Below are 24,747 nucleotides of genomic sequence, written 5' to 3'. Positions count from 1 at the left end.
TAACGTCATTCGTTCCCATCGGCTTGGGGAGAAATGGAATCACTTTCCGTCTGATGGACCGAGTTCATGCGCTCCTGAAATCGCCGTATGTCGGCCATCGCTTCATCGTGGTGTTGTTGGTCTCTAGGTGACCTGCGGAGGTGACGTACTCCCGCCTCCCGATCCTTTACTCGATCGACATAACCTTGAACAGCCCACCAAATTCGGGGTTCCTCCTCAGGTCCGGGTGCACCGGTGGGACCGTATACGCGAGTGCCTTCGACCTGGCGCATATTCCAGATCAGTTCGAGCTCCGGCACGATGTCCTCGATAAGATGAGCGTCGGCCGGGTCCAGGTGATGGTGGAACGGGTATTCATCCGGCCCCCACACATCTCGCGGAACGTCGACCTCATACCCGATTTCTCGGGCAAGCCTCGGCGGCAGCGCGGCCGTAAGTAGCTGAACGCGAAGGCGATTTCCCGGGCCAGTCGGATCTACCTTGTACTGGGCGTACGCGTCCCCGAGCTGGAGAATCAGCGAGCGGAGTTCACGCCGGTACTCCCGATCGATGTCTTCTTCTCTGTGCTTGCGAGCATCCTTTGCTTGCTGATCCTTCCCCCGGTCTGCGGCTTCTGATGCAGACGGGTAAATCACTTCAGTCCATGTCTTCTTCTCAGTTTCACCTTCCGGAATCCATTCGAAGGTGGCTTGGACGCCCCCGCCTCCCCAGGTAGTCACCATGTCCACTGCCCGTGACTGTCCAGGAGCAATGGAGACAGGGTCGTCGACTCCTACGAACTTGACATGGGCAAAGTCGTCGCTATTGACGACCTCCACTTGCGTTGCCGCGACCGTTCCGGCATTACGGAGTACATGTCTGTACGGGATGGGGTGAGGGTCTAGGACCAATCTGTGACGTCGCCGAACCTCTTGGGCAGCAGCGAGAGCGGCATTCTGTTGAGCCGCGTCGGCCGAACGCTTTGATTGTTGGCGGGAAAGCATCGCGACCACGACCGAAGCGATAGCAACTGCTCGCGTTATCCATTCGCCTAAAGACGCAGTTCCTGCGGCAATGAACAGTGCGATCAGGAGGGTTCCTGCGAAGCAAAGACCAGCCCCCCATGCGTACTGCTCCACGTTCCACTTCTTGGCCAACTCCTTAAGACACTTCACCAGGTCAGGTAAGCCGAAGAGACCTCCCACCGCAAACATTCACCCGTCAGAATTCAAGCCGTTGCCAGTCCGCAGTCTCGTTGGGAGCAATTGCTATGAACTCGGTTCCGCCACCCTTAGAGATTGCGCGGATAGGTGCAGACGCAGACGGCTGTGACATGAGAGTGGATGCTCGCTGATAGGGTTTCAGGCATGTCCGGCGCTTCGTGCTCGGCCGCTTGCGCGGCAGTGACCTGGTCGTCCCGCTAGCGGCGGGACGACCAGCTCATAGCAACACTTTCATCTGGCACGTCCAGCCGCTTCGTGAACCAGTCCGGAGCGGCCCTGTGTGCTGCTCGGTAACTCTTCAGAGCGACGGAGCACCCGATGTTTTCAGGCATTTCCTCTACTTCTCGCGGGCACAGTTCCGCCCTTGTACGCGCATGGCTCGTGCTGTGTGCGATGTCTATGCTGCAGTTCTTTATCGCGGTCGACGTGACCGTGGTCAACATCGCGCTGCCTGCGATCGGTGCGGACTACGGCGTCGACGGCCACTCCCTGACCTGGGTCGTGGTCGGCTACACGATTACCGGTGGCGGGCTGCTGATGCTCGGCGGGCGGCTCGGCGACCTGCTGGGCCGCCGCCGCACCCTCCTGGCAGGCACAATCCTGTTCGGCGCGGCGTCCCTGCTGGCAGGACTGGCCCCCTCATTCCCGATATTGGTCGCAGCTCGTCTCCTGCAGGGAGTTGGTGAGGCAGTCGCGCTGCCCGCGGCGATGGCGACCATCGTGCTGCTGTTCCCCGAGGGTCCGCGCCGCTCGCGCGCGCTGAGCGTGTGGGCGGCCGTGGCCAGCTGCGGCCTGGTCGTCGGGTTCGCCCTGTCCGGGATCATTACTGCCCACCTGGGATGGCGTTGGATTTTCCTCATCTCGGTGCCGTTCATCCTGATCGTGATCGTGGCTGCGCTCTTCCTGGTTCCGGCCGACCGCTCCGCACCCAGGAGACAGGTTCGGTTGGACCTACCCGGCGCGCTCCTGCTGACGGCGTGCCCGCTGCTGTTCGTCTACGCCGTGGTCGAGGCCGGCGGACCCGGCACGAGTCCGTGGCTGAGCATGGCCGCGGTGGTCGGTGCGGCAGCAGCCGCCATCGGGTTCGTGAAGGTCGAGGCGAGGTCGCCGAACCCCATGGTCCCGTTGGCGTTCTTCGCCGACCGCTCCCGGGTGCGGGCGAACCTGACCACCATGCTGCTCAGCGGAGCGCTGTCGACCTCGTTCCTGTTGTTCACCTTCTATCTGCAGGACCGGCTCGGCATCGGGCCGCTCGGGGCAGGATTGACGATGCTGCCGCTGGCGGTGGCGCTGATCGCGGCGTCGATGCTCGTGCCGCACCTGCTCGAGCGCTGGGGTGCGCGTGCGTGTGTGATGATCGGGCTCGTCTGCGCCGCAGGCGCGATGGTCGCGGTCGCTGTCGCCGCTGTCCTCGGTGGTGGGGCGGCATGGTTGTTCCCGGCGATGCTGCTGATCGCGGCGGGTATGGGTTTCGGTCTTGTCGGCCTGCAGTACATCGCGGTCAGTGGGAGCACGGACGATGACGCCGGGATCGCCTCGGGCGTCCAGCGCGCCGCCGACCAGCTCGGCGGTGCGACCGGTGTGGCCGTTTACGTGGGAATCGGGTTCGCTCCGGCCCTGCACGCTGGTGATCCGTTCCTCGTTGCTGCGGTGCTGGCGATCGCAGGACTGGTCCTCGGCGCGGTGGTCATCGGCCGGTCTCCGGGTGCTGCCCCGGCCGACGCATAGATCGAACATCACGACGCTCGCCCCTGCCGCAGTTGCACCTCTGCCGCAGGGTGGGCGCGCCTGTTCCCTCTGCTGACAACACACAGAAGACGCCGTGCCTGTCCTCCCCAACTTCATCACCGACCCGTTGTGGGCCAGTTCCAAGCGCTGCTTCCCGAACGCACCACAGGTGGGACATACGACCCGCCCACAGCCTTTGACTCACGCCTTATCCGCGCGATCTCTTAGTGATCTCAATTTGATCGTGGTGGCCGGCCCTCGGTACCTGAGCGGGCACTTCCAACGACCGGCCACCACACCGAGGAACGGCCGGGTGGTGAGTCCGGCCTGGTGATGTTCCCCGGTAGTCTCTAGGTCCGCACGTATCCCTCCGTATCGTCGGACCACTGCCAGACGTGACCGTCATACGAGACCGGCCCGAACTCGTCGTCAGGTTCGACCGGTTCGGCATCGCCTGAGTCGATCAGATCGACCATCCGCGCAGCGTCGATCACCGCTGGCCCCGCCCATTGCCCGAGTCCGGGAGCGATCCGGTCGCAGCGACCACCGCCGCGATCGGGGTCGGCCGCGCCGCGATGTCCGCCGCGATCCACTCCCGCACCCCATCAAGCAGCGTGACCTGCACCGTCGGGGGCTCACAGCGCCCGTCGATACAGTCGCCGAACTCGTCGGAGTTGGCCGCCAGCCGTTGCAGAAGCGGTTGATAGACCTGGTAGTGCCAGCTTCCCGGCGACCACGAATGCACCTGACCGTCGCCGAGCTGTTCGTAGGCGACCTTGTGCGCCGACATCGCCGCCGTCAGTTCCTCGACCATCTTCGGGTGCCGATACCAGCAGCCCTTGATCCGATCGGTGAGCCGGTAGCAGCCGCGAAACCACTCCACCCAGTCGATCAACTCGTCCCACAACTGTTGTGCTTGTTCCTGGTCGAGATGCCGCCACGACAGCCGGCCCGGTGTGTACCCGCTCATCCGAGCATCACTTCCCCGCCCGAGTGGGACCAGGCCCAATCGGGCAGCTCCCCCGTCTCACAGACCCAGTCGTAGACCTCCTGAGAGTCGAGCACCCGCTTCTTCCAGTGCGGAATGTCCCACACCAGCGGTAGATGGACCAAGGCCGGGGCCGCACCCCGGTAGATCATCAATGCCTGGTCAGCAGGCATTCCGCGAATCTCCGGCGCGGTCATCACCTTCGTCTGCCGAGGAGCCTGGATCGGAGACCACCACTCTTCGCGCTCACCGGTCAATCGGGAGATCTGCTCGAGCTCGTTCACATCACCGAGGCCGGGCAGGATGATCCGCACCGGCGAGTTCGTCGTGAACATCTTCCCCGCGCTCGGACCCCATCGCCGGATGTTCTGCTCCTGACCGTGGCAGAACGCCCAGATCGAGATCCCTCGCCCGGCGCTGTCGGAGACCTTGTCGGGCAGATCCGGGATGGGCGCGACATTGTTGACCTCATCGAGAACGAACCGCACCGGAGGGTCGATTCTCTCCTCCGGGTACTCCCGCGAAATCTCTTTGGCCAGGTAATACGCCTCCGCCGCCAACGCCGTGACGATCGGTGCGCTCGAACCGTAGGAGCCTTCGGAGATCAGATACAGCATCCCGCCGTCGCGAATGAGCTGCGCGAGGTTCACCGACTCGTCGGCGGTGACATTGACTGCCGCCATCAGCTTCGGTGAGGCGAGGGGATCGAGCAGCGTCGAGACCGTCGACATCACATCGTCGACCGAATCCGATCCCGAGCCGCCGAGCTGCGAATACTCCACGCTCCACGTCGGCAGGTCCCGGTCCAGAATCTCCTTGACCTTCGGCACCTGCCGCTGCATCGCCCAGCGATAGAAGGTGGTCACATCCCCACCGGACACCGCGGCCGCATACAGACAGCACCGCAGGTACTTCGCTGCGTTCGTCGAGAAGTACCCACTGTTCTTGGTATCGCCGAGGGGAACAGCCTGCACCAGCGCATCGGCACGCCGGATCGCCGTGTCCGGGTCATCGCAGCCGGCCAGCAGGGACCACCGCATCGGCGTCGGCCACCGCGTGATGCCCTCGGGGTCGAACACCTCGACCGGGCCGGACGCCAACCGTTGCCCCACCGTCGACCACAGCAGATCAGGTTTGGTGGTCGTGGCCAGCACGAACCCGACCGACTCGACGATCCGCTGCCAGGCCAACCGCCAGCTCTTGCCCGATCCGGTCGGACCCTCGACCAGCGTGCCGTCCCGGTACTGGACGAACACCTCGGCATCTTTGCCATGCTCGCCGTAGAGCGTGCCGATCCGGGTCGCCACCTGGTGCGCGTCGATCTTGCGGGCCGGAGTATCACCCAAGCTCGCCCGATTCGTCTTCGCGGCTTTCACTGCGCTCTTACGATCGAGGCCGCGCTGCCGCAGCTCCGCCCGGTCCGCAAACCCTTCCTGGCGCGTGCGCTTAGCGCGCTGACGTGCCGAAACCTTCCCGTCGATCACGAGGGCGACGGTGATATAGACCAGCATCGCTGCGATCAGGCACACCCACACCGCGATCGCCGAGCCCGGCCGCGAGTCCTCGGGCCAGCCCACCGTCGGATCGCCCGGCGTGAGCACCAACGTCCGCAACACCGACAACGTGCCGTGCAGCCCTTCCGGGAACACCGGACCTACCCCGGTCACCAGGCCGGCAACCGCGCCCCCGGCGTACACCGTCCACAGGACCCCGCCGATCACCACGACCACCAGGCCGGTGCCGACCGGAATCACCGGCTGTGTCGGCCGCTGCTGACCCCGCTCGTTCACTGCACCGCCCCCACCAGCTCGGCCAATTCCTCGGCATCGAGAGTGTCCGGGAGCCGGGTCTGCCCGACCAGCGTGCTCGCCTCACCCCGAATGACCTCATCGGTGTCGGTGAGGGTGATCTCGAGCGGGGACCGCTCGTGCTTCATCAGCACCGGATCGGACTTGCCCATCACCACGAGACACTGCCCCTTGTGCATCGACATCAGCAGATCGACGCAGTATTCGGGCAGGTGGTACATGCGAACCGTCTGCTCGGCATCGTCTACCCGATCCTGTCCATACAGGAACACGATCCCGGCTTCCTGCATCAACGCCCTGGCCGGAGAATCCGCAGGTAGATCGGCGATGTGATGGAACGCTGAGACCGTGGACAGGCCCAGGCCGCGAGAGAGCTTCATATTGTCGCGGAAAACCCGCCCCGTCGAGCCTTCCGCGATGTGCCAGCCTTCCTCGACGATGAGAATGGTCTGCTTGTGCTCGGATGCTCGAGCTGCGAGAACATTCGACAGCCACGTATTGATGACCGTCATCACCACCCGCAGCGCCGGTCCCTTGTTGGGCAATTCGGACACATCGAAGTGCACGAGCGGATGGTCGAGCGCATGACGGACATCGGCCGAGGTCGGCTGATCGACCAACCCGCGCAGATCTCCTTCGCAGAGCTGCCGCAGCGCCAGGCCCGGATCACGACCCCACCGGCACGCTTCCTTCTCCCACACCTCACCGAAAGTGACCGTCGCTTCTTCCGGCGTTGACAGCAGCAGATCGGCGACATCACGCAGGATCGGCTCGGTGCCTTCGCTGCGGGCACGTTCGTTGACCAGTCTCAGCGCCAGGTTCAGCGCCGCGATCTCCGTCTGCACCAACGTCCGCTGCATGGTGTCCTCGAGTACCGCGGCGATCAGCACTTCTTGACCGGCTGGCACGATGCCACCGGAAGTGGTCACCGACGACGAAATCGCCGGGTCCATGATGTTCAACCGCGCACCGTCACCGCCGGTCTGGAACCTGATCGACGGCACCCCCAACGACTTGGCGAGCTCGGTGTACTCGCCACCGCGATCACCCTGGCGCTTCTTGTCGATCACCACGACCTGACGGCCGGCCGCGATCTGCCGCAGACCTAGGGTGGTCTTGATCAGTGAGGACTTCGCCTTGCCGATGTCACCGACCACCGCGACGTTGATGTTCTCGATCTCACTGCCGTACAACGCGAACGGATCGGTGATGACCAGCGCATTCGACATCAGATTCCGCCCCGACACGAGACCTTCGTGCCGCACGTTCTTGCGGGTGGTTGCCAGATTCAGCGCTTCGGCCTGCCGAGTCGTTGACCACACACCTTCCGGACGCGGTTCGTACCAGCCCCACCGGTCGAGCCACTTGTTGCGCTTCGGCGGACGCCGACGAGGAACCGCCAGCGTGTCCGCCTGAACTACCTCCGGAGCGGTCGGCGCAGGCGCAGCGTCCTTTTTGCGGCTGCGTAGTGACGGCATCAGACCCCCTTGGCCCGGGTGTACTTGGTGGCCGCGAGTCCGCGGCCGAGCGGCAGAGTGAGGAATTGCGCGACATCGTGGCTGTCGTCGAACCAGGTGAACTCTTTGATGGCGGCTTGGTCGGCGGCCTGTTCGAGCCGCGCACACGCCCGCATCACCGCATCCTCATCCGGTGCGGTGACCGACACTGCCATCGACCAGATCACCCCGTGGTGTCCCGATCCCGGCTTGAGGTCTTCGCGGCGACGCAGTGATGCCGACGCCATGACCTCCGATGCACCGTCGGTGACCTGGCCCTTCTTTCGCTCCTTGTACTGGCGTGCTGCATCCTCGGTCGCGTCCTTGCGTGCCACCTGGCGCGCTTTGACTGCATCGACGAAATCCATCCGCATCTTCACCGTGCGGATTGTTGGCTGGGCCGGAAGCCCCTCAACAGGATCGCCGGGGTCCGGGTCGACGCCGGTCAACAGCGGCGAGAGCCATTCAGCGTGCAGCGGGATCGGTTCGATCGAACCGGGCCGGATCAACCCGACGCGGGTATCCCATCGGTCGGACACCCGTGTCGACAGGTCTCCGCCGACATACGACGGCCAGCAGTTGCCCCAGTTCGCGCCACGATGGGCATCGAGCGCATAGGACGGATCGAGCATCGAGCGGAACACCGCACAGGCACGCTGTTGGCCGAGCACCTGCACCTGCCCGAGCCGGGCCGAGGTCAGCGCACCGACCGCCCGCATGGTCTCCTCGACGATGACCTGGCCGATACCGGCCCTCACCTCTACGCCCTTACGCTTGGCGACCGCTCCTGCCGCTGACAGCAACTCGACCGACTTCGGGAAGATCAGCGTGGCGTAGCAACGATGCTCCTCCGACTCCGGGGCCAGACCGTCGATGAGCTGGCCGTAGGACTCGACCGCAGGCATCACCCGGTGTGCATGAGGATTCGCACGCACCACCGATTCCATCCACGCCACGTGCGGAGTCAGATCGGCCGGCACCGAGCGATGCACCATCTCCAGCCCTCGAAGCAGCGAGGATCGGCGCGCGAACGAGGCCAGCGTGCGCGAGAACGCCTGCGAGGTCACTGCCCATTCCTCCGCACCGCGCAGCCCTTCCGCGAGCCCTTGAATCGACAGCACCACCGAGTAGTAGTTGTTGTCACCAGGCGTGCGGTGCTCAAGGATGAACATGTCATCGAGACCTGTATCGGTCAGATCCAGCGGCGCGACATCTCCGAGCGGCACCGGGAACTCCCAGCCCGGATCGGCTCCGGGCACCCCGTACGACTCATCACCGGGTGCCCGGTAGAGGTGTTCACCGTGCTTTCGCCGCCGCCGATCCCGGATCCGGTGTAGCTTCTCCCCCGCCCAAGACCGGCGACCGTTGATGTCGGTCGTCGCCCACAGCGTGCCGCCCACCACCGCAAGGACACCGGCCAGTGTCCAGATCGTCGATCCGAAGAAGACGAACAGGAACATCGAGACCATCAGCGCCGCTGCATAGGCGAACAGCACCGGTTCAGGAACGGGGATCAGTCCTCGGCGAGCGATTTCCGAGCCGAGGATCGAGGTGCGCTGCTCACTGTCACTCATCACTGATCTCCCATGTTGTCGGCTCGCTCGGGAGCGCTCTGCGCTGCCTGCGCCGCCTTGTTCAGTGCTGCACCGCCGACCGTTCCGGCTACTACCACCGCACCAACCCCGGCCGAGGCGGCCGTGCCGGAGATGCCCTTGGCTGCCCCCATGAGCTTGCGAGTGCTCGCCCCACCGTGCCCACCACCGCTATGACCTGCGGTAACGCCCGAATGCTGGTGGGAGGTCGACCCGGCGGAACTATGGGACGTCGACCCGTTGGAGGTGGAAGCCACTCCCCCGCCAACGCCCCCGCCGCCGACAGGATGGGCGTGTGCCGCCCCTGCGGAGCGGGCCGCAGCGACCTCACCCCCGCCACCACCGCCGCGGGCCATCATTGCCATCTGCGCGGTCTGCAACGTGCCGCCGAGCCCTTGTCCGGTCGCCGATCCGGTGTCGCCGAAGCCTTCCGAATCTTCACTGGACGGCATGAACGGGGCGTACTTGAGCAGGGACCACGGTGCGAGTCCGACCAGTCCGATGCATACCGCCGACATCGCCAAGGCGCCAAGCGATGCGAGGTCACCGTCGACGTAAGCCCCGGCGCTGCTGTCGATCAGCACCGTGGCCAAGAACCCCAGGCCGAGGAAGATCACCGGCTTGGAAAACACGATCGAGATGAATACGAAGATTGGGCGCATCGCCTTCTTCCGCAGGTTCGGATGCACCCACAATCCGAACGCGACACCTGTCAGGCCGGCGAGGATCGGCAAGGCAGCGGCGTGCATCAACATGCCGAAGAACAACGCCAGCGACCCGAGAAACAACAACCCGAAGAACACGATGCCGGTCAGAGAGCCACCGACGACGGTGTCGCTCGTGATGCCTCCGAGCATTGCCGATACCGACACCACCGCCTGCTCCAAGTCCTGCTTGAGCAGTCCGGACAGGGAGGTGGTCAGCGCGTGCGAGAGCTGGACCAGCATTTCGGCGGCGGCCGGGGCGAACATCATCGACAGCACACCCAACGGGGCGTATCCGATCAGGCTGTGCGCCAGTTCCATTCGTGTCGATTTCTGTGCGGAGGTTCGGTAGATCGTGAACAGTGCGGTGATCGACATGACGAACACCCCGATTCCGCAACTGACTGCGTACCACCGCAGAAAACCTTCATCCCGCGGGTTGAACTCGTGGATGTTCGCCAAGCCCTCAAGGACCGAGGTGGTCAGCGATACCGCGCTTTCCTTGGTGCTGTTGGCCCAGTCGTCGATCACACTGCCCGGATCAGCGATGAACGCGACTACATCACTGGCCTTGTCGACGGCCGCCATACCGAGGCCGACGCCGAGCTGGATCTGAAGCGGCGTGGCGGCCTTGAGGACCACACCACCGACTCTGGCGAGATCGAGGAACCGGTCGGCGAAGTCCTTGTTCTGCTCTTTCCAGCTCCAGATGCCGCCGAACATCGCTCCGACCTGTGCGTTCCAGCCCCGGCACTGGTTGATCTCGCTGATGTTGGTGCCCTTGTCGCAGTCGAGGAAATAAGCCCTGTTGCAAAGCATCTCGTGATCGCTGCACGGATTCTCGAAAATGTCGTCCGGCAGGTTATCGACCCACTTCTGTTGCTTCATCACTGCGATCGAACCGGCGTCGGGTGCAGCCGCCCAGGTAAATCCCCAGTGGTTCCCGCTGGGCTCCGACCACTTCGCCAGATCCGCAGCGCACATCTTGGCCGAGGGCGAGAACTCCGGGTCGCCACCGGGGAAGGATGCCGGCCAGGTGGTCGGAGTCTTGCCGTCGAGCACCGCTTGCTTCGCTTCGTCCTCTGAAACACCCATCAGCTCGGCGTACTGCGCGATGCGCTGCGTCACCGGGGACGCCCAGTAGAGAATTTGCTGGTCGAAGCGGAGGTACTGCGCGAGGTACTGCCCGAAGTCGCCACCCTTGTCCGCACACGCCGGATCGGTCGACCACCCGGCCGCCTCGAACTCCGGGTGACCGGGAAAGAACTCCTTGAGCTCGTCTGGCATCCCAGCAGGCCACCCCTCGGCAGCGCCACTGAGCGGCTGCGCCCACGCGGGCGTGGCACTCGAGGCCAACGCGAGCACCGCCAGCAGCACTGCAAGAAAAGTACGGACACGGGATCGCATGTTTACTCCACGAAGAAGGTGTAGAGGCCGTTCGCGCCGAACTCGGCGAGAGTGGAATCCCCTTCGGGGAACGAGACCTCTTCGGGCTCGGGTCCGGAACGGAACGTCCAATCCACGGCCTTCCAATCCCCGTTCTCCCACTCCAAGGTCACCGTGGTCGTGGACCAGACCGTAAGGACGCTGACCTTGCCCGTGCCGCTCAGATCGTTCTGGCTCGCCGAGACCGCCCACACCGACACCACCGCACGATCATCCGAGTAGTCCGTGACGTTGACCAGGGCGGGAAGGACGTTCATCACCGTGCCCTCGGCCTGAGTCACGCTCTCGTCGAGGACGGCCAGCAGCGCATCGCTGGCGTTGCTGCCGACGAGGGCCGACTTGGCCTCGTCGGCAGAGATTCGACCGAGAGAGACCTGATTTGCGGCCTGCACGAAGTTCGTTGCTGCCGTTTGCGCGCCGGGCTCGGTGCGGTCGTAGCCGTGCGGAACACCGTTGGTGATCGAGTTGGGACCGTGCCCGGTCCGCACCGTGTCGGACTCCGAGCTACCGCCGCTCAACCCCGCGAGAATGCTCCCGAGGATCGTCGCCACGAGCAGGATCACCAGGCCGTACTTGAACCATGTGGGTAGTCTGCCGAACGCCGCCTTCAATCCTGTGGTCTCTGTCGTCTTCGCCGAGGATGTCGGCGTCGGTGCTGCTGTTGCCGGGGGCGATTGCTGGGAGCCCGGCTTGATCGAGCTGAAATCGGGTGCCATCTGATTCTCCTAACAGTGCTGGTAGATCGGCTATCAGCCGTTGACGACGAACAAGATGGCGCCGACGATGATCCCGGCTCCGGCCACGCAACCGAACGCCACACCAGCGGTCTTGGCCGAATCCATCGAATCGCTCAATTCGCTCTGGTAGCCCCCGGCGCGAGCCTTACGGATCTTGTAGAGCGAAATGATCAGGTTGACTGCGGATACCGCCAGGACCGCACCCCAGATACCGCCCGCAATCCGCGACCAGGTGCTCTGGAACGTAGGACCGAACACCCCCAGATCAGGGGAGATTCCGTCGAGTGGATTGTCGGTCTGAGCCGAGGCGGTACCGGCGGTGAGCAACACCGTGCCGATCGTGGCCGACAGCAGGGACGCAGCACGGGCCACGCTACGAGGTAGCGACCGCATCGAGGTATTGCGAGACATCACAGGGGTCCTTTCACACAGAAGGTCAGGCGTAGGGATCGAAGCTCGACGGCTTCGGTGGTTGCGGCCGTCGGGCCGGGGCCGGCGGTTGGTGCACCTCAGCAGCGGATTCGCTCGAGGCGTCCGGTTCGGGGGCCGCTTCCGCCGCCTCGGCGGTGGGCCGGTAGTCCAGGGGCAGGTCCCTGGCCGGGTCCGTCTCAGGCACCCGGACAGCAGGAGCGGCAGTGGGTTCCACTACCGGGGCCGGGGGCGGCTCAGCTGTGGGAACCGACTCGGGAGCCGGGGCCGGCTGGGTCGCTACGAAGCTCGGAACGTCCGCCGCGAACGTCGGCGGAGCCGGTTCCGGGGCGACCGCCGGAGCCGGTACCCCCTGCTGCCGGAGTCCGGCCTGCCGCTCGACGATGGCCTCGGCCAGTGCATCGGTCACCATCGCCGCGACATTCGTCCACGCGATGATCGAACTCTGCGACAACGCCTCGAGCGTGATCCGCTCACCGGTGGCGAAGACCGGCTCGAACGGGACCCGAACGTAGGTCTGCACACCGAGAGAGTCGAACTCGTCGACAATCGCAGTTTCGAGGTTCGGATCGGACCCCGGCGTCGCGCACAGCAGCACGAGCGCAGAGCGCACCAGATGCTCGGACCCCCGCTTACGGAGGCCGTCGAGCATCGCGTAGGCGTGCTGCGCCATGTCCCGGCGCATCGGCAGCGGCACCACCAGCACGTCGGCATGGCGTACCGCCCACTGCCACGCCCCAGCCTGCGGAGTGGTGGCTGTGTCGATAATCAGCAGGTCGCGATGGCGACGAAGCACCGCGCCCAACGCCGCGCACTCGTCCTCGCCGAGCATGTCGTCGTAGGAAGAATCGGTGTTCCCGGCCAGGATCTCGTCGTGGGTGGGCTGGAGCCGCAGATACGCCGCCAGCTCCCCCGCCTCGACGTCGGCCGACATCAGCCGCGCGGCGTTGTCGAGGACATCCCACACCGTGCGTTCGATGGGTGCGGTACGCGCTGCGCGAATGCCGAGGGTGCCGCCGGCCTCGCTCATATCCACCGCCACGACCCCGCGGCCGCGATGCTTACCGAGCATCGCTGCCAGCGCAATCGACGTCGGAGTTTTGCCGGCTCCGCCCTTGGTGTTGACCACAGCGACCGTGCCCGAACCCGGCAGCGTTCGCTGGATCGCTTCGACCGCCGCCCGGTGGCCGGTCTCTGCCGATGCCGCATTCGGGGCCAGTTTCGTTCCCAGAGCTGCATTGATCCGACCCCGCCAACCCCACTGAGCAGGCTGGGAAAGTGCCGGTGAGGCGGCCTCGTCGAACAGTGCGCCGTGCCCGGTGGACGGCATTGCTGTCGGCGCGATCGGCTCGTCGACGGCCGCGAGAGCATCTACTCCGACCCCGTACGGATCGGCGATGTCCTCGGTTACAGGCTCGGGAGCCGGGGCCGGGTCGGGTTCGACAGCGGGACGGTTCGGGCGTAGCCGCAGCCGACGCGGGTCGATGGTCGGTTCGTGGTTGTAGTCAGCGATGTCAGCCATCACGCTCACCTCACAGGGTGGTGACGGACGAAACGCGCCATCCGTCGCCGTTGTCGGTCAGCACCACGGCGACGTACTGCACGTCTGTGCCGATCTCGGTGCCGTTGGAATCGGTGACCGTGCTGGTCACCTCGTACATGCCGTGATACTTCGTCGCGGTATTGGCCTGTCCCTGGTTGGGGACCTCCACCGCCACGACGGTGACCGTCGCGCCCTGCGACGCCCACTGTGCCCACTCACCGCTGGCCTTGACCGGGATCTGCACATCGGCGCGGACCTGCGCGTCGAGTTCGCCGGTCAGCACGCCCAGATCGGCGGCCCGCACCGGCGCGTCGTTGCGATTGGTGTCGGTGCGGGTGTCATAGGAGAACCAGGTCTCGACGACCGTGCGGCCGAGCTCGCCCGGATCGGAGGTGTCCACCGTCGGTGCCGCCGGAGCGGGGGTGGACTGCTCGGTGGGTGCAGCCGGTTCGGTGGGAGGCCATGCCTGCGTCGACGACGGCTGTGCCGACGAGTTCGTAGTGGTCTGATCCTGGTCGGTCTCGGAGCTGCATCCGGCCACCGTTAGGGCTCCGGCGAGGACACCGATCAGTGCCAGTCGGCGGATCATTCGGCCACCACCAGATCCGACAGGCGGATCGCCCGCCATTCGCCGTAGCCCGGTTCGAGGCACCACTGCTCGGCCGGATTCCCGGTCGGCGTCACCTCAAGATCGAGGATGACCTGCTTTTTTGCCGCGAGATCGGCCAGTTTTACCCCGTCGATGCGTTCACTGCTCACCCGCAGACGCAACCGAACCGCCTCGACCTCGAGGTGGTCGCGGACTTTCGCAGCGAGGAACACGGCTTTACCGGCGCTGGCCTCATCCGCCGAGTCCTGATCGCCGGGCCGGAAGATCCGATCGTCCTTGTGGAACGATCCGTACCAGGCGACATCGCTGGTGTCGGCATCGCCGACGACGGCGAACGAGCCACGTTCGTCGCCGGCCGAGGCCAAGGACACCACCGGAGCCGATGCGGCGGCCGCGGCCAGCTTTTCGGCCCGTTCACGCTGCTCGCGTTCTCGCAGGGCGTCGTAGTCCACATCGAACTGCTTGTAGAGCTCGCGCTTGATCTTCGGCCACTGGGTGCGCGTCATCAGGTTGTTCTCCGCAGCCCAAGCCCGCAGGTCCGAGGCCGTCATCGCCTGGACTGTCCGGGTCGATCCGAGGGTGCGGACGGCCGATTCCGCCTTGTCCCACTCTTCGCTCACAGTGTGATGTTCCCTTCCTGGTGTGTCATCGTTTCCGATGTTCTGGCCTATGAAATCCGTTGTGCATCAATGAAATCGGATGGCTCTGACATGTTTCGGGGGCGTCCATTCGGTGATCCGGACCTTCTCTCCGGACTGGGGTGCTTCGACAACTTTGTTGTCCCCATCCAGATCCACACGTGGCCGGGGTAGGGCTGCACGATGTCTCCGGGTTGCAAGTCCGTCGCCTCGGCTACAGGCGTCCCTCGAGGATCGTTGACCTGCGCGGAGTCCTGGTGTGGCAGAACGATTCTTCCGTCCGTCGCCTGCGCCACCGCGTACACGACCAGGCCCGAGCAGTCGAAGCCGACCTTGCTGTGGTCGCCGTGCTCATCAGCGACACCGCCATCGGCGATGCCGCGAGTCGGTCCGGTGGCATCCCCGCCGCCCCAGGCGTAATCGGTGCCCAGCCATCCAAGTGCTGCATCGACCACCCGCGAACCACTCACCGACGGCGGCCGAGACTGGTCGACACCGGCGAAGTCAGCGCGGCCGGCCAGGATATTGCGGACGTAGCTCGTGGTCTCCGCGTTGCCGCACACCCCGCCGGAAACGAGTGTGTTGCCCGGCCCGCAGTTGTAGGCCGAGAGCATCAACTCGGTGCCGTCACCTGAGACTTTTCCCTCGCGCAGCCACTGCTGCGTCTGCTCCCACATCTGGCAGTCGTAGGCGGCCATCGCCATCACCGAATCACCGATGGAATTCACGTCGGCCACGCCGTCACCGTCGTAGTCCTGGCCGATCGAGGCCCAGGTTGCGGGCATGAACTGCCCCGGCCCGCGTGCCCCCGCCGCAGACACCGGCGAGGAGGGACCGTAGCGGAACTGGTTCTCGGCGTAAAGCTGGGAGGCCAGCAAGGGAGCGTCGATCGCCTCGCAGGTCTGAGCCGCCTTGACGATCCACTCCCGGAACTCCTCGGGGACCGATCCCGGCGCGAGGGAGCGTCCGCCGGGGCGCGTCAGGCCGGTGCAACCGGCACCGAGCGGAGTCTCGGCCGCGACCAGCTGCACATTCGGCGAGGTCGGACGCTGTTGCGGGGCGTCGAGTTCAGACGCATCGGCCAGCCACGGCATCGGGTCGATCGGAGATCCGCCGTCGAGTCGGCCCCCGGGCCAGACCTCGAAATGCAGGTGCGGTCCGGTCGAACCTCCGGCGTTGCCGACCAGGCCGATCAGATCCCCGGCGCGCACCTCGTCACCGACGGAGACGAGAACACCGTCCGGGAACATGTGCCCGTAGACCGTCGAAATGGTCGACCCGTCCGCGGTGGCCGAGTCGACGATGATCCAGTTGTCGAAACCGTTCTCATCGCTCGCGCCGGAATCTCCTGCCGCAACAACGATTCCGTCGATCGGTGCATAGAAGGGCGTACCGATCGGCGCCGCCAGGTCGATGCCGTTGTGCGAGGTACCCCAGCGCGGGCCGAAACCGGAGGTGAACGTGTAGGTGCCGGTGACCATCGGCTGCACCTTCTTGCCGGTGGCAGCACGCAGGCTGTTCGGTGACCGGGACAGTCCCTGCGTCGGCAGGCAGTTGTCCGGATCGGGATTGTCGCTGCCGCACATCACCAGCGCACCCATCAGGGCCACGACGCTGGCTGCCAGCGTAATTTTCGTCGTCGAAGAAGCCACGTTCTCACCCCCTTTGCATGAGTGCTTGTCGCTAGCCCGCCCAGGCCATGCACGTGAGTGACTTCGCATCCGCCCACCCGAGGTCGGATGCCGCGTTAGTGGAAGGCTCCCGGTCCTGGCAGCGGCACCACCCGCTGACCAGGACCGACCGGCCTCAGTCGATCGCCTTGGCGAAAACCTTCACCATCGTGTCGATCGCGTTGTCCCTCCCATCCGGGGACCAGCTCGGATACGCAATGTGCGAATTCGAGGCGTAGAAACTCGCCGCGGTGAATCCTTCGGCCACCAGCTGCCCCAGCTCGGCCGCACTGTCACTGCTCGCCAGCGTCATCACCGACTGGCCCAGGCCGGCCAAATCACTGTCCTGTGCCTGCACCGACATCAGCGAGCCGATCGGATCGCCCGGATCGTGCAGTTGATCGGGACTCATCTTCTGGCCCGGGGTGAGCACGCCGAGAGCCACCTGCGCCAGATCCACCGCCACCGGCATCAGCCGAGACAGCTCGAGCACGTTCCCGCTTTCGGCCACCGACCAGGCGATTTCCTGAATCTCACCGACATTGCGGGCCAAGCGGATCACATCGACGTTGCCGAGCAGATCAAGCACCAGCGCGGCGATTGCGGCCGTGCCGGACGGGTCCGGAACCATCGCCACCAGCCGTGAGAGTGTCTTGAAATCCACCCCGGCAGCCATCTTCACCAGCGGGGAGAGCTGATTGTTCAGATCCCCCGCGACCGCGTGCGCCCCGTGCACATCGCCGGTGGCAATCTTGATCGGAAGCTGCTGCAACCCGGCCGCCACCGCCGGATAGTCGACCGAGGTCACGCCGGAGACGACGCCCAGCAGTTGATTGAGGATCGTCGTCGGCTTGGCTACCGAAAGCACCTGCGTTGCCGTCCGCAACTCCACCGGACCCGAGGCCGCCAACGGCGACAGACCCGCGACCAGCGCATCTGCCGACCCTGCCAGCGTCGACACATCGACCGACTCCCCCGAGGCCCGTGACTTGAGCAAGGCCGTGCTCATCCCGGTCACCGCTTCGGCGGCCGACAACACTGCCGGGACATCGACCTGCTCGAGCATGTCGAGCACACCCGCCGTCGTCGCCTCCGGCGATCCCTCGGGAGCCGAGGTGAACGTCTCACGCGCGCCCGGATTGCTGTCGATCCACTGTCGCGCCTGATCGACCGGCGTCAAAGTCTCCGACACCAGCCGCGCCTGCTGCGTCATGCGGGCGATGTTCGCTGCCGAGGTGGTCGACGTCGGACCAGCGGCATCGAGCGAAGACACCGACTCGGCCAGCTGCGAGGCTGCCCCGAACACCGCCGACAGATCCGCGTTGCGCCAGGTCCCCGGCGAGGACAGCTCATCGACCAGGGAGGATTGCGCCACTGTCGACGTGCCGGTGATCGTCGGAGTCTGGGGTGATGCAGTCGAGGTGAGTTCGGCAGAGACATCGACCGCTCCCGGCGGATTGGCGATGATCCGGCCCAGAGACGCCAGGAACGGCGTCGACTGACCATCGGTGTTGCAGTACGCATCGTCCGGGTGGCAGATGTCGAACACCTTGCCCGCGAGCTTGCCGAACCCTTCCGGGGCCGGCCCAGCGATGCCCTGACCGCTCAGGGGCGGGCCGATCAACGTTGCGCCCTCGGTGCCCCGCTTCGGATTAGCGAGCAGAATCACCGCCTTGACCTGCTGCGGAGTGACGGGACCGAGACCGTGGCCGATGTTGACGGCCAGATCGTTGCCGATCTGCGCGCCCTGGCTGTACCCGGCGATGAGGTACTTCGACGACGGGCACCGCTCCATCAACTCCGCTGCCGCTTTGTCGCCCCGCGACTTCGATTCGGCATAGGACGTGCCGTTGAAGAACGCCTCGCCCGGATACGGCACGTACACCACGTCGAGGTTCTTGCCGAACCGTTGCTCGAGTGCGTCACCGACCGCCGCGAGCATGCCCGTCGGCACGGTCGGATCAGCATGAGCGGACGTTTCCGTCGTGCCGGGAATCATCAGCGCGATCGTGCGCGCACACCCGTTCGTTTCCGCTGCATGAGCAACCGTCGGTGTGCTTACCGCGGCCGCGGTGGTCACTGCTGCCGCTGCCAGAGCGAGACTTGCTTTCCTCATGACCCGACCTCTTCGATGGAGCGGATCATCACTCGGCCGTCCTCGGCCGTGGTCGTTGTGATGCGCTGTTTGAACTCGTTGCGCCGATCCGGGCGGACCTCGGTGATCTGCGCGCTGTAGGTGTTCGGCCCGATGGCCGTGACCTCGAGGCAGTGCGTGGTCCCCAGCGGCACGGTGTCGATGCCCTGCTGGATCATTGCCGCGTCGGGCAACGGCGCATCAGGGGCCATCAACTCCCGCACCGACTCACCCGAACGCAGCAGGTAATAGCGGTGTTCGAGCGCCGCGATCACCCCTTCGCCGGAGAGTTGGTCACCCTCGCCAGGTGAGCACGGGTCATCTGCCGCTGCCGCTGCCGCTGTCGGCGCAGCGGTTGCGGTGTCCGGGACCAGGCCACCGAAGTCCGCGTCGTCGTCACCGCCGCCGACGAGAGCGGTGATGCCCCAGCCGGCCAGTCCCACGACGGCCACGGCCGCGAGGCCGAGACCGGCATAGGTCAGTCCCTTCCCGACAGGGCGGCGCGTGGTCACCTGCGTGGTCGGGTGAGTGGCGCGGCGACCGGCATCGGCCGCCGCGACCACTCGAGACGCCGACTCACGGGCGGACGCGGTTCTCCCGGAGGAAAAGCGCTCTTCGGCCGCCGGTACCGACACCGGCACCGACTCCCGAACCATGCGGGTGCGAGGTGCGGTCGCATCGAACACCCGAGGTGAGCCCGCTCGGTCGTTCCGCTTCATCGGTTCTCCCTCCTCGACTGGACTCAGGCGTCGACTGCCGGAGCGGGCGCGCCGAGACCCAGACCGACCGCCTCGCTGACCAGGCGCGATGTCAGCCCCGGCGTCGCGTCGGTGAAGAACGAGTCGAGTGCCTGGTCGACCTGCTCGATGACCTGCTCACCGCCGGGCTGTGCCTGAACGAAGTCGCGGACCTGCTCATCGATCGCAGGTGCGGTCTCGGTGGCGAAGGTCTGCACAGCGTCGACCGCAGCCGCACCGATGGGATCCTCCGACCACTGCGCGAGCGTGGTGTCGACCTGTTCTGTGACCTGTTCGGCCTCGATGTCGGGCACCTCGGTTTCGATCGGCGTGGCATCCTCGCCCGCGCCGTAAGCCGTGCCGACCCCGTACCCGGCCAGACCGCCGCCGAGTGCGCCCAGTCCACCACCGACCGCGCATCCGAGTCCGAATCCGGCCGCCGCACCAGCGGCGGTAGCGGCAACGCCCGAGGTCACGGGAGCAACCCCCGGAATCGGCAGAGGCACCATCGTGCCTGCTCCAGCCCCGACGATGCCCGCGACCGTGCTCACTGCCAGTGCGGTCGGGACACCAGCCGCGAGGCAGCCGGTGCCGAAGCCGGTCGCTGCACCTACGGCCGTGCCTGCAACCTGGGCCGAGGCGATCTTTTCGGCCTCTTCGGTCTCCATGCCGGTCGATCGGTGGTAGTCGGTGACCATCGCCTCGACCACTGCGGTCGTGCGGTTGGTCTTGTCGGCATCGACGTCCGAGACCCAGTTCGGCTGGTCGAAGATCACCCGGCCGAAACGCATCTTGTTGACCGGAGCCTCGATCGGCAGGGTCGGGCCTTCCACCACGACCGGCGCCTGCGGAGCAGGAACGCTGTAGCCGGAGTAGCCGGAGTTGTAGCCGCCCGAATAGCCGTTGTACTGCGCCATCGACACACCGCCGCCGGTCTGCGGGTTGTAGGCGCGGGTGCCGCGGTTGTACTCGGCCGGAGGCGCTACCCAGAAGTTCTCGGCGGGCTGCGGATCAGGAGTCGAGGGTGTAGGAGCAGAAGTTGAGGGGGGCGTGGAGGTGATGCCCGCCTGACCACCACCGGACTGCGGCGGGGACGTGATCCCTGCCTGCCCGCCGCCGGAGTCGCCGGTCGGCGCTGCTGCTGCCGTCGGCGCAAAGGCAATGAGCAACCCGGCTGCCGCCGGTGCCAGAGTCGCGGTGCTGAGCACCGCACTGGTCGTTCGGCGGCGCCGGTGTCTGCCGGTGCCGGAAACCAGCTGATCTTCGTTGGATACGGACATGTACATCGCCTTTCCTGCGAATGAATCGAGTCCCGAATGCGTGAAGGACCTGAGTGAGAAAGAGATCCGTCAGGGCCGAGAAGATCGGGTGGTCACCACAGGGAGGTAGTCCGCTTGTGCACGTGTCGGCAGCGCCGACTAGGTGCGGGAACGCTGCCGTTGGCGCGCACAGTCGAGTAACGCCAGAACAGCAGCGCCCGACAAGGAAGTGGGCTCTCGTCCGCAGTGACCTGGTGCCCGAGCTTGCGTAGTCAGCCCGGACGGGTTGGTACGTAGGTGGTTCAACCCCGGATACGTGACACCGACGCCAATCACTGACACGTGTCCGGGGGTTTCCCTTTTGCCGGTGGCCTCACCGTGGCTCGCGCTGGTTGCCGGCCAGACGCTTCCCTCGGCTCAGCCGATCGTTACCTCCTTCGCCACGAAACCTTTCATTGAAACTCTATTCCGGAACATTACAGCAAAATCTATTCCAGTGGAAGATGACGCAAGCCATTCCTGTAGGGCAGTGTTATGGCTCGTGGAAAGGTTTCGGGCATGACGAGACGGCCTCTTCGGGGATTCGACCGGGAGAGGCTGATCGATCTGCGGACGGAGAAGGGTTACACCCGTGGTGACCTGGCGAGGTTCGCCGAAGTGAGCGTGGCGGCCGTGCGAGCCTGGGAGTCCGGGCAGGCGACCCCGCAGGTGGACCGTCTGGCCCGTGTCGCTGCCGCCCTCGACGTTCCGATGTCCGAGCTGGTGCGGATATCCCCGCACGACCGGTATCTGGGCGATCTGCGCGCCCAGGCCGGCCTGACCCAGCCCCAGCTGGCGCTGCAAGCCGGCATTTCCACGGCCTCGCTCAGCAGCCTCGAGCTGGGGGAAACCTCGCTGCGAGAGCCGGTAGCCGAACGACTGGCCCGAGCTCTGGGAGTGGACACAGCCGAGGTCCGCGCCGCCTACGAACGGGCCCGCACCCGACCGCCGGGCGCACCCGTCTGACACGCGCGACACACTGTGTGTCGACGCACGACAAATACGGATAACCACGTCTGAGCTCCCCCCGCGGAGATAGCAGCCCACCTCACGCGGACATGCGGAAGCGGCCGAAACCGGCTGTGCTACATCCGAGGCCGAGTGGACAAGCCCCGGGAAATCCCCACGGGCGGGGACGCGGAAGACAAACTACCAGATCACAGCCGATAGTCCGGGACCAACCTACCCGCCTCGCACCCCGCGATCGGATCCCTGCAAATCCTCTGTGGCCGCATCGAATTCATCCGGAATCGTTGAAATCTGAACGAGCACGAGACGGTCGCTGAGAGGGCCGGGATACGGGCTGATCGACAATTTCGCTGCCCGCCAGCCCGATTCCGAACGCAGACGAGCATCGACGCACCGAGGTGCGGTATCCCCCGAACGGAACGTTGCCAGTGCATCGGCCAGCACATGCCGGTCGTCGGGATGCACGATCTCGTTTCCGCCCTTGACGTTTCGCCAGGACACCCACGGTGGAGCATCCGGCAGCCACATCGTCAGAACGGCGAGATCGGCGACGAAGACTCCGGTGTAGACCCCCGCTGATCGCAGCATCTCCTGCATTCCCAGCTCGCTCAACGTCGGCAACTCCGGTGACGTCGTATCGGAGACGTCGTGCCACAACAGCCGCAATCCCACGTTGCCCGGATCAGTACGGCCCTTGCCCCAGCAGTACCAGCGCATCACCCGACCGTCGGCGTGCAGAACCGACATCGGAGCCTCCCACCGGCGACCGTGCACCGGATCGATGCCCAGCTCGAACAACGACGCCGAATCGTCGAACTTCACCGCCTTGGCAATGTACTCCGCAGGAGTTCGCTCCGGAACGTGCTCTTCAGGAAGCACCCCGGACATCATCGATGCTTCGACCGTCTGGCCGATCACCATCCGCTCGAGACTCCACGCAATCCCAGCTGCGATTCGAGGTGGGGTGGGAACCCGGCCGGGCTCACCCACCCACACCTGGACACCGTGCGCCTCCCCGCTGGGGCCGAGAACGGGCAGCGCCTCGATGTGGAACGCCTTCTGCGCCCCCTTGCGCGAGCGCAGATCGAGCGTCACCGGCCGTCGAGTGCGGATCACCTCGTCGATGATCGGCGTGACCGGAAGGTCCGGGGCCGGCTGAACATGCCGGGTCACCGACGCCCAATCCTTGACTACGCCGCCGCAGCTGACAACGGACATCTCGCCGCCGACCAACGTTTCGACCAGATGCCACTCGTTGAGAATCACCATTAACTTATAACCTCCCCCGAACCGTGGGCACAGTATGGCTGCCCAGGGGGAACTTACCTGTCGGCCGCCTCCGTCACCGACGCGAGAGCTTGACCTTCAACCCCCGCGGCTTGAGAGTGATCGCCTCGTGCACGTCGAGTTCGTAGCCCGGTTCCGGAGCGAAGTCGTACCGCCGGATCAGCGACGCGAGCGTGAGCACCGCCTCGTGCAACGCGAACTGCCGACCGATACACGCCCGGATACCGGTGCCCCACGGCTTGAAGATGTGCGCCGGACGCTTCCGCACGGCCGCGGGCTCGAACCGATCCGGATCGAACCGCTCGGGATCGTCGCCCCACAGCGGGTCGCGGTGCAGCTGCGGCAGCAGCACGAACACCCACGAACCCTTCGGCAGCGTCCGTCCGCCCAGGGTGGTCTCACCGCGCACCTTGCGGAAATAACCCGGGCGGCCGGCCACAACCGCAGCGTCTCGTCCACCACCCGCCGCACATACCGCAGCTTGGCGACCTGCTCGTACCCGATCCGACCGTCGGCACCGACGACCTCGGCGATCTCGGCCCGCGCCTTCGCCACCACCTCGGGATGTCGGCTCAGGAAATGGACCGCGAACCCCAGGGTGGCCGCGGTGGTCTCGTTGCCCGCGACCAGGAAGGTCAGCACCTGATTGCGGATCGATTCGCGGTCGAGCTGCTCGCCGGTGTCGGGATCGACGGTGTGCATCATCAGTCCAGCAGATCGCCGCGCTGCTCACCGGAGCTCATCCGCTCCTCGACGATGCGATCGACCGTCTCCTGCATCAGCGCGATGTCGCGTTCGTGCTGCTCACGCGCCGCGCGACCGAACAGAGCACGCAGGATCGGAATGTCGTTCGACGAGCGGTTGATGTACTCGAGCGCCCGGCTCATCGCTGCGATGAACGGATCGGGTTCGGTGCGGCCGAACGAGTCGAAGTCGTAGCTGAAACCGCAACGTCCGATGACGTCGAAGGTCAGCGACGTCATGCTCTTCGGCACGTCCACGTACTCGCCGCCGGCTGCGGCGGTGTCCCAGCTGTCGACCAGCCGGTCGACGACCGTGAGCATCGAGTCGTGATAGCCGCGCATCGCGGCCTGGCCGAATCCCGGACCGAGGATGTTGTGGGCCTTCCTCCAGTTCGGTTCGGAGTTGAACGCGGTGAACAGCCCGTCGCCGGCAATGACACGAAGCTTGCGGAGCGGCTTGCCGAGGAACTTCGCCCACTTCTCCTCGTCGTTGACCTCGCGCACCAGATCGGCGCCGGAGACCACGATCAGCCGGTGCTGGAGGATCTTGCGCTCGAAGATCCCCCCGAGTTCCTGCGCCATCTGCATCTCACGCTGAACCGGCTTCGCCACGTCGATGCTGAGCAGATCACCCAACAGAGGCGTCTCCATCGAGGTTGCGGGATCGGCTGGGAATCGGTGGTGGTCGCAGGGCTGCTCGTCGAAAGCTGCGGTGACGCCATTCGTGAGAGTGTGCCCACCGCCGGCGTGAGACACACCGCCGCCTCCCACCCGCTCCGAGGCTCCGACTGTCGTCCCACTAGTCGACACGCGCCACGCCGATGTACGGGGTAACTGACATCCGCCCTCTCAGCCGCTAATCTGAGTCAGATTCAACGGGCCCGAAGTCCGCGTCGTCGTCACCGCCGCCGACGAGAGCGGTGATGCCCCAGCGGCCAGTCCACGACGGCCACGGCCGCGAGGCCGAGACCGGCATAGGTCAGTCCCT

At 65.6% G+C, this 24,747-nt stretch carries 19 protein-coding genes and 1 pseudogene; 2 read left to right on the top strand and 18 right to left on the bottom strand.

The features are described from left to right. Window positions 1-5: 5 nt before the first annotated feature. Window positions 6-1,118 carry a hypothetical protein gene (locus GON09_RS00275; RefSeq protein WP_213930101.1) on the bottom strand — a complete coding sequence of 371 codons (1,113 nt, stop codon included), beginning with the start codon at window positions 1,116-1,118 and terminating at the stop codon, window positions 6-8. Between the two features lie 477 nt (window positions 1,119-1,595). On the opposite strand from GON09_RS00275, the gene GON09_RS00270 reads away from it, so the two are divergent. Continuing rightward, complete coding sequence (locus tag GON09_RS00270; protein ID WP_213930100.1) at window positions 1,596-2,930, top strand: MFS transporter; 1,335 nt, start codon at window positions 1,596-1,598, stop codon at window positions 2,928-2,930. A 490-nt stretch (window positions 2,931-3,420) separates the two neighbouring features. On the opposite strand, the gene GON09_RS00265 is transcribed toward GON09_RS00270, so the two are convergent. The 14 genes from GON09_RS00265 to GON09_RS00200 form a co-directional block, all read right to left on the bottom strand. Then, window positions 3,421-3,900 carry a hypothetical protein gene (locus tag GON09_RS00265; RefSeq protein WP_244865314.1) on the bottom strand — a complete coding sequence of 160 codons (480 nt, stop codon included), beginning with the start codon at window positions 3,898-3,900 and terminating at the stop codon, window positions 3,421-3,423. Next, window positions 3,897-5,708, bottom strand: coding sequence for a type IV secretory system conjugative DNA transfer family protein (locus GON09_RS00260; RefSeq protein ID WP_307854253.1), 1,812 nt, complete (start codon window positions 5,706-5,708; stop codon window positions 3,897-3,899). Before GON09_RS00260 ends, GON09_RS00265 begins: the two co-directional genes overlap by 4 nt. Next, window positions 5,705-7,204: an ATP/GTP-binding protein gene (locus GON09_RS00255; protein ID WP_244865313.1), complete on the bottom strand. Its 1,500-nt coding sequence runs from the start codon at window positions 7,202-7,204 to the stop codon at window positions 5,705-5,707. Before GON09_RS00255 ends, GON09_RS00260 begins: the two co-directional genes overlap by 4 nt. Then, window positions 7,204-8,796: a hypothetical protein gene (locus GON09_RS00250; RefSeq protein ID WP_213930099.1), complete on the bottom strand. Its 1,593-nt coding sequence runs from the start codon at window positions 8,794-8,796 to the stop codon at window positions 7,204-7,206. The genes GON09_RS00255 and GON09_RS00250 overlap by 1 nt, the downstream gene beginning before the upstream one ends. Then, window positions 8,796-10,646 (bottom strand): hypothetical protein, encoded by a 1,851-nt coding sequence (locus GON09_RS00245; protein ID WP_307854251.1) that lies wholly within the window; start codon window positions 10,644-10,646, stop codon window positions 8,796-8,798. The genes GON09_RS00250 and GON09_RS00245 overlap by 1 nt, the downstream gene beginning before the upstream one ends. Window positions 10,647-10,927: 281 nt before the next feature. Further along, the gene (locus GON09_RS00240; protein WP_213930097.1) at window positions 10,928-11,680 is read right to left on the bottom strand and encodes a hypothetical protein; all 753 of its coding nucleotides are present in this window, start codon (window positions 11,678-11,680) and stop codon (window positions 10,928-10,930) included. Window positions 11,681-11,713: 33 nt separating this feature from the next. Beyond that, window positions 11,714-12,112: a hypothetical protein gene (locus GON09_RS00235; RefSeq protein WP_226949904.1), complete on the bottom strand. Its 399-nt coding sequence runs from the start codon at window positions 12,110-12,112 to the stop codon at window positions 11,714-11,716. Window positions 12,113-12,137: 25 nt separating this feature from the next. Further along, window positions 12,138-13,652 carry an AAA family ATPase gene (locus GON09_RS00230; RefSeq protein ID WP_213930096.1) on the bottom strand — a complete coding sequence of 505 codons (1,515 nt, stop codon included), beginning with the start codon at window positions 13,650-13,652 and terminating at the stop codon, window positions 12,138-12,140. Window positions 13,653-13,662: 10 nt separating this feature from the next. After that, window positions 13,663-14,262, bottom strand: a complete 600-nt coding sequence (locus tag GON09_RS00225; protein WP_213930095.1) for a hypothetical protein — start codon at window positions 14,260-14,262, stop codon at window positions 13,663-13,665. Further along, window positions 14,259-14,834 carry a hypothetical protein gene (locus GON09_RS00220; RefSeq protein WP_230810934.1) on the bottom strand — a complete coding sequence of 192 codons (576 nt, stop codon included), beginning with the start codon at window positions 14,832-14,834 and terminating at the stop codon, window positions 14,259-14,261. Before GON09_RS00220 ends, GON09_RS00225 begins: the two co-directional genes overlap by 4 nt. A gap of 116 nt (window positions 14,835-14,950) precedes the next feature. After that, the gene (locus tag GON09_RS00215) at window positions 14,951-16,573 is read right to left on the bottom strand and encodes a peptidoglycan DD-metalloendopeptidase family protein (protein WP_307854249.1); all 1,623 of its coding nucleotides are present in this window, start codon (window positions 16,571-16,573) and stop codon (window positions 14,951-14,953) included. 154 nt (window positions 16,574-16,727) lie between these two features. Beyond that, on the bottom strand, window positions 16,728-18,671 hold the full coding sequence (locus GON09_RS00210) for a cutinase family protein (protein WP_307854248.1): 1,944 nt from the start codon (window positions 18,669-18,671) through the stop codon (window positions 16,728-16,730). Between the two features lie 32 nt (window positions 18,672-18,703). Beyond that, window positions 18,704-19,444, bottom strand: coding sequence for a hypothetical protein (locus GON09_RS00205; RefSeq protein ID WP_244865312.1), 741 nt, complete (start codon window positions 19,442-19,444; stop codon window positions 18,704-18,706). 23 nt (window positions 19,445-19,467) lie between these two features. Further along, on the bottom strand, window positions 19,468-20,742 hold the full coding sequence (locus GON09_RS00200) for an insoluble domain protein (protein ID WP_244865311.1): 1,275 nt from the start codon (window positions 20,740-20,742) through the stop codon (window positions 19,468-19,470). Window positions 20,743-21,279: 537 nt separating this feature from the next. Between GON09_RS00200 and GON09_RS00195 the strand changes: the two genes are divergently transcribed. Continuing rightward, entirely contained in the window at window positions 21,280-21,726 is a 447-nt protein-coding gene (locus GON09_RS00195) for a helix-turn-helix transcriptional regulator (protein ID WP_213930091.1), read from the top strand. Between the two features lie 216 nt (window positions 21,727-21,942). Here GON09_RS00195 and GON09_RS00190 read toward each other — a convergent pair whose 3' ends face one another. From GON09_RS00190 to GON09_RS28940, 3 genes and pseudogenes are all read right to left on the bottom strand, one after another. Then, window positions 21,943-22,998, bottom strand: a complete 1,056-nt coding sequence (locus GON09_RS00190; RefSeq protein ID WP_213930093.1) for a GAF domain-containing protein — start codon at window positions 22,996-22,998, stop codon at window positions 21,943-21,945. A gap of 73 nt (window positions 22,999-23,071) precedes the next feature. Next, window positions 23,072-23,718: pseudogene (locus GON09_RS28945) on the bottom strand (cytochrome P450). A 2-nt stretch (window positions 23,719-23,720) separates the two neighbouring features. Continuing rightward, window positions 23,721-24,410 carry a cytochrome P450 gene (locus GON09_RS28940; RefSeq protein WP_374195262.1) on the bottom strand — a complete coding sequence of 230 codons (690 nt, stop codon included), beginning with the start codon at window positions 24,408-24,410 and terminating at the stop codon, window positions 23,721-23,723. Window positions 24,411-24,747 lie beyond the last annotated feature (337 nt).

This window comes from Rhodococcus sp. B50 (genome assembly GCF_013602415.1).
Taxonomy (GTDB): domain Bacteria; phylum Actinomycetota; class Actinomycetes; order Mycobacteriales; family Mycobacteriaceae; genus Rhodococcus.
This window is presented reverse-complemented; position numbering and strand designations above follow the sequence as displayed.